Raw genomic sequence first — 17463 nt, 5'->3', positions numbered from 1 at the left:
GGGTCTCAAGGGAGATAACTCACCATGACCCGTCAACGACGCGCATTACAGCTGCTCACCCTGCTCCTGTTTCTGGGGCTCGGCGGCTGTGCGTCGTGGTTCGACTTCGACAACGATCTGCCAGAGCCGCAAGTACATCTGGTCAAGGTCGAAGTGGTCCGGGCCAAACTACTGGAGCAGAAGTTCCTGCTGCACTTTCGCGTCGACAATCCCAATGACCAAGACCTGACGGTACGCGCCCTGGAATATCGCATTCACCTCGGGGACATACTGCTGGCCGAAGGTGAGCACGAACACTGGTTCACGGTCGGCCCCAAACGCAGCGCTTATTTTAAAGTGCCGATCCGCACCAACCTTTGGCCGAAAGTCCGGGACCTGGTGAAATTGCTGAAAAAACCCGATCACCCCATTCCCTATCGTCTGGAAGGTGAACTGGAAACCGGTTTATTCATCGCGCACTACGTGCACCTGGCGCGTAATGGCGTGATAATCGCCGCCGATTTAATTCCGGAGTGACCCCGATGACTCAGCAACCTCATGTCCATGGCCCTGACTGCAACCACGATCATGACCATCACAACCATCACAACCATCACGACCACCATGATCACGACCATGGCCATGTCCACGGCCCGAACTGCGGCCACGCCCACCAGGAACCGGTGCGCAACGCCCTGAAAGACGTCGGCCGCAACGATCCTTGCCCATGCGGCAATGGCAAGAAATTCAAGAAGTGCCACGGCGCTTGATGCTTCGGGCGGATATCTTTTTCGCCTGTTGAATCGTCTTCGCGAGCAAGCCCGCTCCCACAGGTATCTTTTGTGAACACACAAAATTGTGAGCACCGCCGATCAACTGTGGGAGCGAGCCTGCTCGCGATGACGGCGGCACATTCACTATCAATTTGGCAGTTAGAACGCTATCGCGAGCAGGCTCGCTCCCACAGGTTTTCAGCCAGCCGTTAATATTTCTGCTGTGCCGACGACCGTCGCATATTCGCCATGCAAATTACCCAGCGACATCGCATGCACTTCCTCGGCTGAATGGGCGTTACCGAAAAAATCCGCCTTGTCGAAGGTAAAGCACGCATCCTGCGCAACCCACGCTTCAAACCCCAGATTCCCGACCGTTCGCGCCGTGGACTCCACCGAGTTGTGGGTCGCCACGCCAACGATGATCAACTGATCGATCCCCGCCTCGCGCAAACGCGCCTCCAGTCCTGTCGAACAAAAGGCATCTGGCACCTGCTTCTGAATCAGCCACTCACCCATCGATGGTTGAAAGCGCTCCTGAAATTCCACCCCCGATTGCTGCGGCCAGAACACTGAGTCCTCTGAGCGGGACAGGTGCTGCACATGAATCACCGGCCGCCCGGTAAGACGCCAATGCACCAGCAGTTCCAGCATGCGCTCTTCGGCCTGAGGATTATTTCGGCGGCCCAACCTGGGATGCAGAATGCCTTTTTGTTGATCGATGATGATCAGCGCCGCGTTTGTCTTGAGCTCCATGCCGACTTTTCTCCTGCTGGGGCATTGAATTCCCCGCACTTCAGCATCACCTCTTGCTACTGGCAAGCCATCAAACGCAAACAGGACGACCTGATGCCGACGGTCGCTGTCCGTACCTGACGATGTCTCTTGATTTGGAGTACTTCATGATCGACTTGTATTACTGGACCACCCCCAACGGCCACAAGATTTCGATATTCCTGGAAGAAGCCGGCCTGCCGTACAACGTTTACCCGATTAACATCAGCCAAAACGACCAGTTCAAACCCGAGTTCCTGAAGATCTCGCCGAATAATAAAATCCCGGCCATCGTCGATCATGAGCCGGTCGATGGCGGTGAGCCGTTGGCATTATTCGAGTCGGGGGCGATTCTGCTGTACCTGGCGGAGAAAACCGGCAGGTTCCTGCCCAAAGACCTGCGCGGTCGCCAGCAAGCGCTGCAATGGTTGTTCTGGCAGATGGGTGGCCTGGGGCCGATGGCGGGGCAAAATCATCACTTCAGCCAGTTCGCACCAGAGAAAATCCCCTACGCGATCAAACGTTACATCGATGAAACCGCCCGCCTCTATGGGGTGCTCGACAAGCAACTGGCCAACAATGACTTTGTCGCCGGCAGCGAATACAGCATTGCCGACATGGCGATCTATCCGTGGATCGTTTCTCACAAGTGGCAGAGCCAGAACCTGGAAGACTTCCCCAACGTACTGCGCTGGTTCAACCACATCCAGAACCGCCCGGCGACGGTGAAGGCGTATGCGTTGGTGGCCAAGATTAATCCACCTAAATCCTGATAGAGAAAGATCAAAAGATCGCAGCCTTCGGCAGCTCCTACAGGGAATCGGCGTACACCCGTAGGAGCTGCCGAAGGCTGCGATCTTTTGGGTTTAACAATTAAATCCCGAAATAAGATCTGTACCCCGCTTGCGCGCCCACCTCCTGCTCACTAACGTAGCGCCTTTATTGCGTCACTACCCCCGCAGGAGCTTTGCCATGGCCTCGCCAGCCCTCACACATTTTCTTCCCCGGTTCGGCGTTGCCGCAGCAGTGGCCGGTGTTTTAAGCCTGACGGGTTGTCAGACCTGGAACACTCAAGACACCCTCCCGCCGGCCTCAGGCGTGCAACCGCTCAAAGGCTTGGCGCAGAACGTTTCGATTCGGCGCAATGCCATGGGCATGCCGCTGATCGAGAGCAACAGCTTCCACGATGCGCTGTTCACCCTCGGCTACGTGCATGCCAGCGACCGCATCAGCCAAATGGTCACTCTGCGTTTGCTCGCCCAGGGCCGTCTGGCGGAGATGTCCGGTTCGGACCTGCTCGATGCCGACCGCTACATGCGTGCAGTCAATCTGAAGAAAAGCGCGGGTGAGCTGTACAAGGCCTCTTCGCCGCGCCTCAAGCGTTTCTTCGAAGTCTATGCCCGTGGGGTCAACGCCTACCTGTTCCGCTACCGCGACAAACTGCCTGCCGATCTCGCGGCCACTGGCTACAAGCCTGAGTACTGGAAACCAGAAGACTCGGCGCTGATTTTCTGCCTGCTGAATTTCAGTCAATCGGCGAATCTGCCGGAAGAAATTTCCTCATTGATGCTGGCCCAGACAGTCAGTACCGACAAGCTGGCGTGGCTTGTGCCGTCCGCTCCCGATGAAAAACTGCCGGTCGCAGAAGCGGAAAAACTCCAGGGTATCAAGCTCAACGGACAAATCCCGGGGCTGAGCGAAATCAGCAGGGCTACGGGCCAGCTGTCCGACCTGAACTTGCTGGGCGCCACGTCTTCGAACAACTGGGCGATCGCCCCGCAACGCAGCCGCAGCGGTAAAAGCCTTCTGGCCAGCGACAGCCATGGGCCGCTGGGCGTGCCGTCGTTGTTCAGTTACGTGCAGATTCGCGCGCCGAAATACCAGGCCTCCGGCGTGACCATTGCCGGGTTACCCATGGTGCTGGGTGGTTTCAACGGCAAAGTGGCGTGGAGCATGACCACGGTCATGGGCGACAACCAGGACCTGTTCCTGGAAAAAATCAAACGTCAGGGCAGTGGCCTTTCCTACGAAGTCAGCGGCAAATGGCAGCCGGCGATCGTGCGCAACGAAACCTACTTCGTCAAAGGCCAGAAGCCGATCCGCGAAGCGGTGTACGAAACCCGCCATGGGCCGTTGCTCAACAGCGCCCAAGGCACCGCACTGGCAAATGGTTTCGGCTTGGCCTTGCAGACGCCGAACTTCACCGACGACAAAACCCTGGACGCCTTTTTCGATCTGTCCCGAGCGCAGAGTGTCGAGAAAGCCTCGGACGCCAGCCGTGAGATACGCGCCATCGCCCTGAATCTGGTGTTTGCCGGTGCCAGCAATATCGGCTGGCAAGTTACCGGTCGCTACCCGAACCGTCGCGAAGGCGAAGGCTTGCTGCCGTCGCCGGGCTGGGAAGGTCGTTACGACTGGGACGGTTACGCCGACCCGATGCTCCATCCGTATGACCAGGACCCGGCTCAAGGCTGGCTCGGCACCGCCAACCAGCGGGTCATTCCCCATGGCTACGGCATGCAGCTGTCCAATTCCTGGTCGACACCGGAACGCGGCGAACGCATGGCCGAACTGGCGGGCGTGGGCAAACACGACACGCGTAGCCTGATCGCCATGCAATACGACCAGACCACCACCTTCGCCGCCAAACTGAAGAAGGTGTTTGAAGCGCCGGGCATGGCCCAGCCACTCAAACAGGCCATCGAAGCACTGCCGGTGGCCGATCGTGGCAAGGCTCGCGAGGCTTATACGCGTTTGATGGCTTTCGACGGCAAACTCAGCCCGACCTCCGCCGACGCGGCGATCTACGAGCTGTTCCTGCAGGAAAGTACTAAACAGATTTTCCTCGACGAACTCGGCCCGGAAAGCACCCCGGCGTGGAAAGCCTTTATCGCCAACGGCAAGTTGTCTTACGCGGCTCAGGCCGATCACCTGCTGAGCCGTGAGGACAGTCCGTTCTGGGATGACCTGCGCACTACGCAGAAAGAAGACAAACCGGCGATTCTCGCCCGTAGCCTGGCGGCCGCGATCAGTGCGGGCGACAGCCAGTTGGGTGGCGATCACAAAGCCTGGCAGTGGGGCAAACTGCACCGCTACGAGTGGAAGAACGCCAGTGGCCAGACCGTACGCGGTCCGCTGCCAGCCGGTGGCGACCACACCACGCTCAACACCGCCGCGTTCACCTGGGGTCAGGACTTCAACACCACACTGGCGCCGGCCATGCGCTTTATCGTCGATTTCGGCCAGGCCGAACCGCTGATGGGCCAGAACGGTACCGGCCAATCCGGCAACCCGGCCAGCGCGCATTATCTTGATAGCGTCGATCCATGGCTCAAGGGGCAATACATGAGCCTGCCGATGCAGCCGCAGAACTTTGACAAGGTGTATGGCAAGACGCGGTTGACACTGACACCTGGCAAGTAACCCCGAGTGGGACCGGGATTGCTCGTGAAGGCATGCTGCCGGTCCCCTTGATGTGGATGCACCATCGCTATCGCGAGCAGGCTCGCTCCCACATTTGTTCGCATTCTTTCTGACAGAACTCGATTGAATGTGGGAGCGAGCCTGCTCGCGATAGCGGCCTGATTAACGCCTCCATTCTTCCTCAAAAATAAATAGAACTCTCGTCTCGCGCAAACCTCCTAGCTAGCAGGCCTCCCCATTTGGGTAACAACATGGACCTTGTTATCGCTCGTCCTGAAGGTTTGTACTGCCCGCCCGGTGATTTCTATATCGACCCATGGCAGCCGGTCGAACGCTCCGTAATCACCCATGCCCACAGCGACCATGCTCGCCGTGGCAATCAACATTATCTGGCGGCGGCACCGGGTGCAGGCATTCTGCGCGCGCGTCTGGGCCAGGACATCAACCTGCAAACTCTGCACTACGGCGAGCCATTGCTGCACCGCGGCGTAAAACTGAGCTTTCACCCCGCGGGCCACGTGCTCGGCTCGGCCCAGGTGCGCCTGGAATACGACGGAGAAGTCTGGGTCGCCTCGGGGGATTACAAAACCGAACCCGACGGCACCTGTGCGCCGTTCGAACCGGTGCGCTGCCACACGTTCATCACGGAATCGACGTTCGGCCTGCCGATTTACCGCTGGCAACCCCAGACGCAGATCTTTGCCGAGATCAATCAGTGGTGGCAGACCAACGCCGCTGCCGACAAAACCAGCGTGCTGTTCTGCTATTCCTTCGGCAAGGCTCAGCGGATTCTCCACGGCATCGATGCCAGCCTCGGTCCCATTCTGGTACATGGCGCGGTTGAGCCCATCAATCGGATTTATCGCGAGAGCGGCATTTATTTACCGCCAACGATCTATTCCGGCGAAGTAAAAAAACATGACCCGATGATGCGCAAAGCCTTGGTCCTCGCGCCGCCTTCGGCGGGTGCCAGCCCTTGGGTACGGCGTTTCGGTGACTACAGCGATGCCTTCGCCAGCGGTTGGATGCGCTTGCGCGGGACACGGCGGCGGCGCGGCGTGGACCGCGGTTTCGTGCTGTCCGATCACGCCGACTGGCCCGGTCTGCTCTGGGCCATCGAACAAACCGGAGCCGAACGCGTGATCGTCACCCATGGTTCGATTGGAGTGCTGGTGCGCCATCTGCGCGAACAGGGCCTCGATGCCATGAGTTTCAGCACCGAATACGGCGATGATGAAGACACCACAGTCCTCGAACCCGAGAGCGCTGAGGTGCTGGCATGAAAGCCTTCGCCGACTTGTATGCCGAGCTCGATGCCACCACCTCGAGCAACGCCAAACTGGCGGCGATGCAAAGCTATTTCGCCCAGGCCGTGCCTGAAGACGCCGCCTGGGCGGTGTACTTTCTGTCCGGTGGACGACCTCGGCAATTGGTGCCGGTACGAATGCTGCGGGAAATGGCAACCGCATTTTCCGGGCTCTCACCCTGGTTGTTCGAAGAAAGTTATCAGGCCGTCGGTGATCTGGCGGAAACCATTTCGCTGGTGCTGCCTGAAACGCACCACACATCCACCGATGGGCTGGCGGTGTGGATTGAAGACAAACTGCTGCCGCTGCGTAACGCGCCCCCGCCGACCCTCGCCGAATGCTTGCCCGCCCTGTGGGCGCAACTGGATCGCCAGAGTCTGATGCTGTGCATCAAATTGATCACTGGCAGTTTCCGTGTCGGTGTCTCCAAATTGCTGGTCACCCGCGCCTTGGCGGCGATGGCCGGGCTCGACAGCAAGCGCGTGGCCCAGCGGCTGGTGGGTTATACCGATCTATCTAACCGCCCAAGCGCCGCCAGTTACCTGAAGCTGATCGCCCCCGAATCACCCGATGAACATGCCCACCGAGGTGGCCAGCCGTACCCGTTTTTCCTCGCCCATGCGTTGTCGCACCCGGTCGAGCAGTTCGACGCCCTGCTGGGGCCGGCCAGTCATTGGCAAGTGGAATGGAAGTGGGATGGCATCCGCGCCCAAGTGGTCAAGCGCGATGGGCGCCTGTGGATCTGGTCGCGAGGTGAAGAACTGGTGACCGAACGCTTCCCCGAACTGGAAAGCCTGGTTCATGGCTTACCCGACGGTACGGTGATCGACGGAGAAATCGTCGCCTGGCAAGCCACACAACCAGGCACCAAGGACGCCTTCGACCCACAATCGCCGTCGTCCCCTTCCGTGCAGCCTTTCGCCCTGTTGCAACAGCGGATCGGCCGTAAAATGCTGAGCAAAAAAATCCTCGATGAAGTGCCCGTGGTCGTCCAGGCCTATGACCTGCTGGAATGGCAGGGTGAGGATTGGCGTAACCAGACTCAAGCCACGCGCCGCACTCAGCTGGAACAACTCATCCTCACCTGCGCAAACCCGGTGTTACTGAGCTCGCCCGTGTTGACCGGCGAAGACTGGTTCGACCTCGCCCGCCAACGAGAGGCCTCCCGCAGACTGGGCGTCGAAGGCATGATGCTCAAGGCCCGCGATGCGCTGTATGGCGTCGGGCGGACCAAGGACATGGGTGTGTGGTGGAAATGGAAAGTCGACCCGTTCAGCGTCGATGCGGTGCTGATCTACGCCCAACAGGGCCATGGCCGTCGGGCCAGTCTCTACACCGACTACACCTTCGCTGTGTGGGACGGCCCGCCCTCTGCCCGCGAGCGAACACTGGTGCCTTTCGCCAAGGCCTACTCCGGGTTGACTGACGAAGAAATGCGGCAGGTCGATAGCATCGTACGCAAGACCACGGTGGAAAAATTCGGACCGGTGAGTAGTGTGAAGCCGACCTTGGTGTTTGAGCTGGGATTCGAAGGCATTGCCTTGTCGAAACGGCACAAGAGCGGGATTGCGGTGCGGTTTCCGAGGATGCTGCGTTGGCGGCAGGACAAGTCGGTGGAGGACGCTGACAGCTTGGCGACGTTGCAGGATTTGCTCGCCTGACCTGATTTCTGTGCCCCAATACAGGTCAGTTAAGGTGCAGAACCTGTGGGAGCGGGCTTGCTCGCGAAGAGGGAGTATCAATGTTGCCTGGCACACCGCTTTCGCGAGCAAGCCCGCTCCCACATGGATTGTGGCTACTGATCTGGCAGTGGCTTCCCACACTTGGCACCATCCTGGCGCAGGAATTTGGCGATGCCCATTTTCGTGCACACATCGCGCTTTGCCACTTCTTGTATTACCTTTTAAACGCTTGTTCGGGACTCTGGTTCGGAAATTGCTACTTTGAATAGGTCTTACGCTTTCCAGTAACAGTACTTCTGCGCCACAAGCGCTCATATTGGTTCTTAGGGATTGAATAATGAAAAAAGCATTGCTGACCCTTTCTGCACTGGCGTTGTGCATGGCTGCCGGCTCCGCGCTGGCCAAGGAATACAAAGAATTGCGTTTTGGCGTTGACCCATCTTATGCGCCGTTCGAGTCCAAAGCAGCCGACGGCAGCCTGGTAGGTTTCGACATCGACTTGGGCAATGCAATCTGCGCCGAACTGAAGGTCAAGTGCAAATGGGTCGAAAGCGATTTCGACGGCATGATTCCGGGTTTGAAAGCCAATAAATTCGACGGTGTGATCTCTTCGATGACCGTCACCCCGGCCCGCGAAAAAGTCATCGACTTCTCCGACGAGCTGTTCTCCGGCCCAACCGCTTATGTCTTCAAGAAAGGTTCCGGCCTGAGCGAAGATGTTGCTTCGCTGAAGGGCAAGACCGTCGGCTATGAGCAAGGCACCATCCAGGAAGCTTACGCCAAGGCCGTACTGGACAAGGCTGGCGTGAAAACCCAGGCCTATCAGAACCAGGATCAGGTGTATTCGGACCTGATGTCCGGTCGCCTCGACGCAGCAATCCAGGACATGCTGCAAGCCGAACTGGGCTTCTTGAAGTCACCAAAAGGCGAAGGCTACGAAGTCAGCAAGCCGGTCGACAGCGAATTGCTGCCGTCGAAAACAGCTATCGGTATCTCTAAAGGTAACAAAGACCTCAAAGACCTTTTGAATAAAGGTATCAAAGCGTTACACGACGATGGCACCTACGCCACCATTCAGAAGAAACACTTTGGCGATCTGAATCTGTACAGCGGCAAATAATGCCCGGCGCCCATCTCGCGATGGGCGCTTTTTTTACCCGATCAGGTTGCTGATTTATGTTCGAAAACCTATTACAAAGCCTGGGGCTCTCTGCCTTCAGCCTCAAGGGCTTCGGTCCGTTGCTGATGGAAGGCACCTGGATGACCATCAAATTATCGGTGTTGTCACTTTTACTGGCCGTATTGCTCGGTCTGCTCGGCGCCAGTGCCAAGCTGTCAAAAGTCAAACTGGTGCGCGTACCTGCCCAGATCTACACCACGCTGATTCGCGGGGTTCCAGACCTGGTGCTGATGCTGCTGATTTTCTACAGCCTGCAAACCTGGTTGACCTCATTTACCGATTTCATGGAATGGGAATACATCGAAATTAACCCGTTCAGCGCCGGGGTCATCACCCTGGGCTTCATTTATGGCGCGTACTTCACTGAAACCTTCCGTGGCGCGATCCTCGCCGTACCGCGGGGCCAAGTCGAAGCCGCCACTGCCTATGGCCTCAAACGCGGTCAGCGTTTTCGTATCGTGGTGTTCCCGCAAATGATGCGCTTCGCCCTGCCGGGCATCGGTAATAACTGGATGGTGATGCTCAAGGCCACCGCGCTGGTCTCGATCATCGGCCTCGCCGATTTGGTCAAAGCCGCACAGGACGCCGGTAAAAGCACTTATCAACTGTTCTACTTCCTGGTGCTTGCCGCATTGATTTACCTGCTGATCACCAGTGCCTCCAATGTCGTCCTGCGCTGGCTCGAACGCCGCTACGCCGCCGGTTCCCGGGAGGCGGTACGATGATCGAACTCTTGCAGGAATACTGGAGACCTTTCCTTTATACCGACGGCTACAACATCACTGGTCTGGCCATGACCATGTGGCTGCTCAGCGCGTCGATCTTCATCGGTTTTGTGGTGTCGATCCCGCTGTCCATCGCCAGGGTTTCGCCCAAGGTCTACGTCCGCTGGCCGGTGCAGTTCTACACTTATCTGTTTCGGGGTACGCCGCTCTATATACAACTGCTGATCTGTTACACCGGCATCTATAGCCTGGCAGCCGTGCGTGCCCAGCCAATCCTCGATGCGTTCTTTCGCGATGCGATGAACTGCACAATCCTGGCGTTCGCCCTCAACACCTGCGCCTACACCACGGAGATCTTCGCCGGGGCGATTCGCAGCATGGCCCACGGTGAGGTCGAAGCGGCCAAGGCCTACGGTCTGACAGGCTGGAAGCTTTATGCCTACGTGATCATGCCGTCGGCCCTGCGTCGCTCGTTGCCTTATTACAGCAACGAAGTGATTCTGATGCTGCACTCGACCACCGTGGCGTTCACCGCGACTATCCCGGATGTATTGAAAGTCGCTCGTGATGCGAACTCGGCAACCTTCATGACATTCCAGTCGTTTGGCATCGCCGCGCTGATCTACCTGACCGTTACCTTTGCGCTGGTCGGCCTGTTTCGCCTCGCCGAACGCCGATGGCTTGCCTTCCTCGGGCCGACTCACTAGGACAACTCGTACATGCGCCACCAGATTCATGACCTGCTGGCCCCGCTGCCGGGGACCGTGCGACAGATTCACAGCTTCCACTTCGGCCCGCAGTCGGCCAAAGGCAAGATTTACATCCAGTCCTCCCTGCATGCCGATGAATTGCCCGGCATGTTGGTGGTCTGGCACCTCAAGCAACGTCTGGCGGAGCTGGAAGCCGCCGGCCGGCTGCGTAGCGAAATCGTGCTGGTGCCCGTGGCCAACCCGATCGGCCTGGAACAAGTGTTGATGGACGTTCCACTGGGCCGCTACGAGCTGGAAAGCGGGCAGAACTTCAATCGCTGGTTCGTCGACTTGAGTGAAGAAGTCGGCAACGAGATTGAAGGCCTGCTCGGCGACGATCCGCAACGTAACCTCGAACTGATCCGCGACAGCCTGCGCAAGGCGTTGGCGCGGCAGACCGCAGGCACGCAACTGCAATCCCAACGCCTGACCCTGCAACGGCTGGCCTGCGATGCAGACATGGTGCTGGACCTGCATTGCGATTTCGAAGCCGTGGCGCACCTTTACACCACGCCCGAGGCCTGGCCGCAGGTCGAGCCGCTGGCGCGCTACATCGGTTCCGAAGCCAGCCTGCTCGCTACCGATTCGGGTGGTCAGTCGTTCGATGAGTGCTTCACCCTGCTTTGGTGGCAGTTGAAAGAGCGTTTCGGCGAGCAGTTCGAGATTCCGCTGGGCAGTTTTTCAGTCACCATCGAATTACGCGGCCAGGGTGACGTCAATCACCCACTGGCCAGCCTCGACTGCCAGGCGCTGATCGATTACCTGATTCATTTCGGTGCGATTGCCGGTGAGCCGGCGCCATTGCCTGAGCTGCCCTACCCAGCCACGCCGCTGGCCGGCGTTGAACCGGTGGCGACACCCGTGGGCGGGCTGCTGGTGTTCACGGCCCTTCCCGGGGAATATCTGGAGGCCGGGCAACTGATCGCCGAAATCATCGACCCGATCAATGATCGCGTCACCCCTGTTCATTGCACCGCCGCCGGGCTGATGTACGCCCGTTCGCTGCGGCGCATGGCCACTGCCGGTATGGTGATCGCCCACGTCGCGGGCACCGAAGCCTATCGCAGCGGCTACCTACTTTCGCCTTGAGGATGCATGCCCCATGTACAAACTGACCATTGAAGGCCTGCATAAAAGCTATGGCGATCATCAGGTGCTCAAAGGCGTTTCGCTCAAGGCCAAAACCGGCGACGTCATCAGCCTGATCGGCGCCAGCGGCTCGGGCAAAAGCACCTTTTTGCGCTGCATCAACTTTCTCGAACAACCCAACGACGGCGCCATGAGCCTGGACGGCCAGTCGATCCGCATGATCAAGGATCGCCACGGCATGCACGTGGCCGATGCAGATGAACTGCAGCGGATCCGCACCCGCCTGGCCATGGTGTTCCAGCACTTCAACCTGTGGAGCCACATGACGGTGCTGGAAAACATCACCATGGCCCCGCGCCGGGTACTGGGTTGCAGCAAGCAAGAGGCCGAAGACCGCGCCCGGCGTTACCTCGACAAGGTTGGCCTGGCGGCACGCGTGGCAGATCAGTACCCGGCGTTCCTTTCGGGCGGCCAGCAACAACGGGTAGCCATTGCCCGCGCACTGGCCATGGAACCGGAAGTCATGCTGTTCGACGAACCGACCTCGGCGCTCGACCCGGAACTGGTGGGCGAAGTGCTCAAGGTGATCCAGGGCCTGGCCGAAGAAGGCCGGACCATGATCATGGTCACCCACGAAATGAGCTTCGCCCGCAAGGTATCGAGCCAGGTGCTATTCCTGCACCAAGGGCTGGTGGAAGAAGAAGGGGCGCCGGAGGATGTACTGGGCAATCCGAAGAGTGAGCGACTGAAACAGTTCCTCAGCGGCAACCTCAAGTAACCCACCTTCCATGAACAACATCGAACCCTGTGGGAGCCGGGCTTGCCCGCGAAGACGTCGGCACCTACAGCATCGATGTGGCTGAAAAACCGCTTTCACGGGCGATCTTTGTCATAGGCGATAAAAAAATATGGCCAGTCAGCTGAAATCTTTTACAGATATCAGCTGACTGGCCATCTATTTTCAGCGACAGGGATCAAGCCACAGGCGCAGGAGGTGGCTCATCCGGCAGCGTGGGCTCTCCGGGCTCTGTCGGCTGTTCGTTGGGGGTGTCGGGATCAGGCTGACCGGGGATTCCCCCTGCCATGCTGACTGGCGGATGTGCCAACAAGGACCAGGCCAGCACGCCAACCTGATTGGGCTCAAGCCTTGCCAGTTCGGCACTTATTCGCGGATCGATCTTCATGAAGCACTCCTGAGCGATGGCCCGATCCGCCTTGCGCGAATCGGAGCAGTACATTCCATAGAGTGTACGCCCGCTCAGGAATTCCAACGGTTTGTCAGACGGCTGACTCAGGTACGCGGCAGGGTCACGCCACGCTGGCCCTGATACTTGCCGCCACGGTCCTTGTAGGAGACTTCGCACTCTTCGTCCGACTCAAGGAACAACATCTGCGCCACGCCTTCGTTCGCGTAGATTTTCGCCGGCAGATTGGTGGTGTTGGAGAACTCCAGGGTCACGTGACCTTCCCACTCAGGCTCGAGCGGCGTGACGTTGACGATGATGCCGCAACGCGCGTAGGTGCTTTTACCCAGGCAAATGGTCAATACGTTACGCGGGATGCGAAAGTATTCGACGGTGCTGGCCAGAGCGAAGGAGTTCGGCGGAATGATGCACACGTCGCTGTGGATGTCGACGAAGCTGCCAGCATCGAAGTTTTTCGGGTCGACGATCGCCGAATTGATGTTGGTAAACACCTTGAAGTGATTGGTGCAACGCACATCGTAGCCGTAGCTGGACACGCCGTAGGAGATCACACGGCTATCGTCGCTGCCGCGCACCTGACGCTCGACGAAAGGCTCGATCATGCCGTGTTCCTGCGCCATGCGGCGAATCCACTTGTCCGATTTGATGCTCATGGCGGGTGTCCTGAATAGCGAGGTGGAAAAATTCTGTCCGGCATCTTACCGGGCAGGCGCTCCGGGTTCAAAGTCCGGGAGACAATTCTCGACGATCCCCCGTGAATTCCGGGCCTTCACCGCTATTCGATGCACCGTCAGTCATGAAAACAGAGAAACCTTCGCAAGAACCATTGGCACGTTCCGGAAAAAGGGTTAAGGTGGCGCCACTGTGCTGCTTGTGTCACTGAGAATCTCTACACGATATGTTGAATTTCGATCCAACCATCTACAAGAATTTTTCCTGCTCTTTGCACTCAGTCTCGGCCAGGGTTCTTCCTGCGTCGCAGTTATCTTTGTTCAAGGAGTTACACCATGTCTAATCGCCAAACCGGTACCGTTAAGTGGTTCAACGATGAAAAAGGCTTCGGCTTCATCACTCCACAATCCGGTGACGACCTGTTCGTTCACTTCAAAGCTATCCAATCCGACGGCTTCAAAAGCCTGAAAGAAGGCCAACAGGTTTCTTTCATCGCTACCCGCGGTCAGAAAGGCATGCAAGCTGAAGAAGTTCAAGTTATCTAACTTGTAACTGCTTTAGTAAAAAGCCCCGCCCTTAAAAGCGGGGCTTTTTTGTGCCTGTGTGTTTTGCATGGCCAAAAAAGATCGCAGCCTTCGACAGCTCCTACAGGGTGTACCTCAATCCTGTGTAAGAGCTGCCGAAGGCTGCGATCTTTTGATCTTTCAGTGTTACCAGGTCACGCCAAAACCTGCGGTATATCGAGTCTTGCTCAGGTCAGCCTCATCGCTACCGCTGATGATGTCTTTCTCGGCCTTCAGGTTCAGCGACGCCCAATCGGTGACTTTGTAGCGCAGGCCTACTTCGGCATCGAGGGCGTAATCCGCCACGCCCGACAGCGGCTTGCCGACCTCGCCATTGGTGAAGAACTCGACCTTCTTGCCGACCAGATAACGGTTGTAGTCCCACTTCATCGCCAGGGAGTAGAAGTTTTCCTTCTTGCCGTTGGAATACTCATAGTCCGTGTTGTTCAGGAGCGAGCCCAAGGAGAAGGCGCCCAGCTCGTTATCCCAGAACTGATAACCGGGGCCGGTACCGATGGTGCGCTGGCGGGCGAGCTCTTCGATCTGGTCACGCTTGTAATTCAAACGCCCTTGCCAGAACCACTTCTCGGTGAGGAATCGGTCGAGAGAATATTCGGCACGCCAGTTATCAGTGGTGACGACGTCATCCTGGAACTCGCGGTTGTACTCACCTTCCGCCGTATGACGCCACCGACCATGACGCGCGGTGGTTTTGAAACCAACGTCATAATCATCAGTATCTTTTTCGGCCCGCTGATAATCCAGCGCCATGTCGACATTACCTTTCCACACCAAATCCTCAACCACCGGCTTGGGCTTGAGCATCTGCTGGATACTGGCCAGCTCCACGGTCTTGGGGCCATCGCCGTTGGCCAGGGTGACTTTGCCGTCTTCTGCCGCATGCAGCGCCTTGGCCTTCTCTCCGGTATAGGCATCCTGTTTGACCAACAGTTGCTGATCACTTTCCAGGGTTTTGACCTGTTTCCAGTCGATCGGGACCGCGCCCGCGTACTCGGTCTGAATCAGCAGTTTGCCACCATCGAAGACGGTGATTTTGCCGCTCAATTTGTCACCGTTCTTTAACCAGACGGTATCGGCGAGCAAGGGAGTGGAAGCACTGACGACAGCGACGCACAGCAAGGTTCTGGACAACATAAGCGAATCGAAGGCTCAACTTTGCGAAAAAAAGTCGGCATTATCCTTACGAATAAGGCCATGACAAGGACTGACCCGACTATTTCTATTGAGTTCATTTCTCAATAGGCAATTCAGGATTTACTCTACAGACGGTCAATTGCGCATTTTTCAGGAAACCCGGGACGTGACCGACTCAACCGCTGAAACCGAAAGCGCGGCGCAAATCCGACGCACGGCGCTCTACCTGACCCTGGCACAAGTGCCCGAGGGCAAAGTCGTGAGCTATGGCCAGCTCGCCGAGCTGGCCGGACTGGGTCGTGCTGCCCGCTGGGTCGGGCGAACACTGAGCCAATTGCCCGGCGACACTAAATTGCCCTGGCACCGCGTGCTGGGTGCCGGCGGTCGGATCAGCCTGCCCGTGGGCAGCCCTTCAGGGGATGAACAACGGGCCCGATTGCGCATGGAAGGCATCAGTGTCCTGAACAATCGTGTTGATATTCAGCGTCATGGGTGGCGCCCGGTAGAGCACAGCGGTTAGAGTGCGCGCTTTGTTTCCGTAATTCTTGAGGCAGACTCCAGCCCATGCCCCGTAAAACCTGGCGCGCCGCGCTCGCCGCCTATGCCAGCCCCTCGACGCTCGTGCTGTTGCTGCTTGGTTTCGCCGCCGGCCTGCCCTACATGCTGGTGTTTTCGACGCTTTCAGTCTGGCTGCGCGAGGCCGGTGTTGCCCGCGAAACCATCGGCTATGCAAGCCTGATCGGCTTGGCCTATGCCTTTAAGTGGGTCTGGTCCCCGCTGCTCGACCAATGGCGCCTGCCATTGCTCGGCAAGCTCGGTCGACGACGCTCCTGGCTGGTACTGGCCCAGGCACTGGTGATTCTAGGCCTGATCGGTATGGGATTCTGCGACCCGCAAAAGCACCTTTCCTGGCTGATTGCCATCGCCGTGGTCGTCGCCTTCGCCTCGGCGACGCAAGACATCGCCGTCGATGCCTATCGCCTGGAAATCGCCGATGAAAGCCGTCAGGCCGCGTTGGCAGCCAGCTACATGGCCGGTTATCGGGTCGCGGCCCTGCTGGCGACGGCCGGCGCACTGTTCTTCGCCGAAGGCTTCGGCTCCACCGGTTTCAACTATAAGCATGCGGCGTGGACCGGCACCTACGTGCTGTTCGGCGTCTTGATGGTCCCGGCGTTGCTGACCACTCTATTCATGCGCGAACCGCCGGTGCCTCTGCGTACTCAATTGCAGGCCGGACGCTATAGCTTTGTGCACCAATTGGCATCGGTGTTCGTGCTGATCGTGCTGCTGGTGTCCGTACCGGCCATGTTCACTCAGCTCTATAACACTGACTTCGCCAGCGTACTGTTCGAAGGCGCCAGCGTGCTCGACCTGCTGCTCGAAGACCGCGCGTTCCTGCGGGCGATCCTCTATATCACGCTGACCGGCCTGTGCTTGTCGGCCATGGGTCGCCGTGGCCTGGCTCCGGTGCTGACGCCGGTCAACGACTTTATCCTGCGTTACCGCTGGCAAGCCCTGCTACTGCTCGGGCTCATCGCCACCTATCGGATGTCCGATACGGTCATGGGCGTGATGGCCAACGTGTTCTACATCGACCAGGGGTTCACCAAGGATCAGATTGCCAGTGTCAGCAAGATTTTCGGCCTGATCATGACGCTGGTCGGCGCCGGCATGGGCGGCCTGCTGATCGTGCGCTTTGGCATTCTGCCCATCCTGTTCATCGGCGGTGTGACATCGGCCGGCACTAACCTGCTGTTCTTGATGCTCACGGATATGGGGGCCAATCTGCAGATGCTGATTGTCACCATTTCACTGGATAACTTCAGTTCGGGCCTGGCGACTTCGGCATTTGTCGCTTACCTGTCGAGCCTGACCAATCTTAAGTTCTCCGCCACTCAGTACGCCCTGCTCAGCTCGATCATGCTCCTGCTGCCCCGCCTGATCGGCGGTTACTCAGGGGTCATGGTGGAGAAATTCGGTTATCACAACTTCTTCCTGATCACTGCCCTGCTGGGCGTTCCGACTCTCCTGTTGATCGCGCTGCACTGGTTCCAGGAAAACCGCCGCGCGGGCCCGACACCGACGCCGGAACCGGTTCAGACCCAGGTCGCGGAAGAATCGTAGGCTTTTTAGACAGGAAGCATCACAGAGGGCGGGCAGAATCTCGCCCTCTGCGACACAGCCGGC

Annotated in this window: 18 protein-coding genes; 14 read left to right on the top strand and 4 right to left on the bottom strand. The window is 58.2% G+C overall.

Annotated features, from left to right (window positions below):
* Positions 1–24 precede the first annotated feature (24 nt).
* Together AB7M29_RS09330 and AB7M29_RS09325 are read left to right on the top strand one after the other, a co-directional pair.
* Positions 25–516 (top strand): LEA type 2 family protein, encoded by a 492-nt coding sequence (locus AB7M29_RS09330; RefSeq protein WP_454246744.1) that lies wholly within the window; start codon positions 25–27, stop codon positions 514–516.
* A gap of 5 nt (positions 517–521) precedes the next feature.
* The gene (locus AB7M29_RS09325) at positions 522–749 is read left to right on the top strand and encodes an SEC-C metal-binding domain-containing protein (RefSeq protein WP_454246743.1); all 228 of its coding nucleotides are present in this window, start codon (positions 522–524) and stop codon (positions 747–749) included.
* A 201-nt stretch (positions 750–950) separates the two neighbouring features.
* Here the strand turns inward: AB7M29_RS09325 and AB7M29_RS09320 are convergent, their stop codons facing one another.
* Entirely contained in the window at positions 951–1508 is a 558-nt protein-coding gene (locus AB7M29_RS09320; protein ID WP_454246742.1) for a cysteine hydrolase family protein, read from the bottom strand.
* Between the two features lie 146 nt (positions 1509–1654).
* Here AB7M29_RS09320 and AB7M29_RS09315 point away from each other — a divergent pair, with 146 nt between their 5' ends.
* The 9 genes from AB7M29_RS09315 (at position 1655) to AB7M29_RS09275 (ending at position 12459) form a co-directional block, all read left to right on the top strand.
* Positions 1655–2299, top strand: coding sequence for a glutathione binding-like protein (locus tag AB7M29_RS09315; protein WP_217856691.1), 645 nt, complete (start codon positions 1655–1657; stop codon positions 2297–2299).
* A gap of 199 nt (positions 2300–2498) precedes the next feature.
* Positions 2499–4949: a penicillin acylase family protein gene (locus tag AB7M29_RS09310; RefSeq protein WP_454246741.1), complete on the top strand. Its 2451-nt coding sequence runs from the start codon at positions 2499–2501 to the stop codon at positions 4947–4949.
* A gap of 251 nt (positions 4950–5200) precedes the next feature.
* Positions 5201–6232, top strand: a complete 1032-nt coding sequence (locus tag AB7M29_RS09305) for a ligase-associated DNA damage response exonuclease (protein ID WP_454246740.1) — start codon at positions 5201–5203, stop codon at positions 6230–6232.
* Entirely contained in the window at positions 6229–7917 is a 1689-nt protein-coding gene (locus tag AB7M29_RS09300; protein ID WP_454246739.1) for an ATP-dependent DNA ligase, read from the top strand. Before AB7M29_RS09305 ends, AB7M29_RS09300 begins: the two co-directional genes overlap by 4 nt.
* Before the next feature lie 358 nt (positions 7918–8275).
* Positions 8276–9058 carry a transporter substrate-binding domain-containing protein gene (locus tag AB7M29_RS09295; RefSeq protein WP_038979216.1) on the top strand — a complete coding sequence of 261 codons (783 nt, stop codon included), beginning with the start codon at positions 8276–8278 and terminating at the stop codon, positions 9056–9058.
* Positions 9059–9114: 56 nt separating this feature from the next.
* Positions 9115–9843, top strand: a complete 729-nt coding sequence (locus AB7M29_RS09290) for an ABC transporter permease (RefSeq protein WP_217856695.1) — start codon at positions 9115–9117, stop codon at positions 9841–9843.
* Positions 9840–10550: an ABC transporter permease gene (locus AB7M29_RS09285; protein ID WP_052966409.1), complete on the top strand. Its 711-nt coding sequence runs from the start codon at positions 9840–9842 to the stop codon at positions 10548–10550. Before AB7M29_RS09290 ends, AB7M29_RS09285 begins: the two co-directional genes overlap by 4 nt.
* Positions 10551–10562: 12 nt before the next feature.
* Positions 10563–11681, top strand: coding sequence for a succinylglutamate desuccinylase/aspartoacylase family protein (locus AB7M29_RS09280; protein WP_454246738.1), 1119 nt, complete (start codon positions 10563–10565; stop codon positions 11679–11681).
* A gap of 13 nt (positions 11682–11694) precedes the next feature.
* Positions 11695–12459 carry an ABC transporter ATP-binding protein gene (locus tag AB7M29_RS09275; RefSeq protein ID WP_052966407.1) on the top strand — a complete coding sequence of 255 codons (765 nt, stop codon included), beginning with the start codon at positions 11695–11697 and terminating at the stop codon, positions 12457–12459.
* 196 nt (positions 12460–12655) lie between these two features.
* Here the strand turns inward: AB7M29_RS09275 and AB7M29_RS09270 are convergent, their stop codons facing one another.
* Positions 12656–12865: a hypothetical protein gene (locus tag AB7M29_RS09270; RefSeq protein ID WP_008060697.1), complete on the bottom strand. Its 210-nt coding sequence runs from the start codon at positions 12863–12865 to the stop codon at positions 12656–12658.
* A 107-nt stretch (positions 12866–12972) separates the two neighbouring features.
* Complete coding sequence (gene dcd, locus AB7M29_RS09265; protein ID WP_007904652.1) at positions 12973–13539, bottom strand: dCTP deaminase; 567 nt, start codon at positions 13537–13539, stop codon at positions 12973–12975.
* 354 nt (positions 13540–13893) lie between these two features.
* On the opposite strand from dcd, the gene AB7M29_RS09260 reads away from it, so the two are divergent.
* Positions 13894–14103 carry a cold-shock protein gene (locus AB7M29_RS09260; RefSeq protein WP_002554837.1) on the top strand — a complete coding sequence of 70 codons (210 nt, stop codon included), beginning with the start codon at positions 13894–13896 and terminating at the stop codon, positions 14101–14103.
* Positions 14104–14268: 165 nt separating this feature from the next.
* Here the strand turns inward: AB7M29_RS09260 and AB7M29_RS09255 are convergent, their stop codons facing one another.
* Positions 14269–15276, bottom strand: a complete 1008-nt coding sequence (locus AB7M29_RS09255) for a DUF481 domain-containing protein (protein WP_217856698.1) — start codon at positions 15274–15276, stop codon at positions 14269–14271.
* Between the two features lie 166 nt (positions 15277–15442).
* Here AB7M29_RS09255 and AB7M29_RS09250 point away from each other — a divergent pair, with 166 nt between their 5' ends.
* Positions 15443–15796, top strand: a complete 354-nt coding sequence (locus AB7M29_RS09250; protein ID WP_007940587.1) for an MGMT family protein — start codon at positions 15443–15445, stop codon at positions 15794–15796.
* Positions 15797–15840: 44 nt separating this feature from the next.
* Complete coding sequence (locus AB7M29_RS09245; protein ID WP_217856699.1) at positions 15841–17400, top strand: AmpG family muropeptide MFS transporter; 1560 nt, start codon at positions 15841–15843, stop codon at positions 17398–17400.
* Positions 17401–17463: the final 63 nt, after the last annotated feature.

This window comes from Pseudomonas sp. F-14 TE3623 (assembly GCF_053629015.1).
Note: the sequence above shows the minus strand (reverse complement) of the source record. Positions and strands in the feature narration are given on the sequence as shown.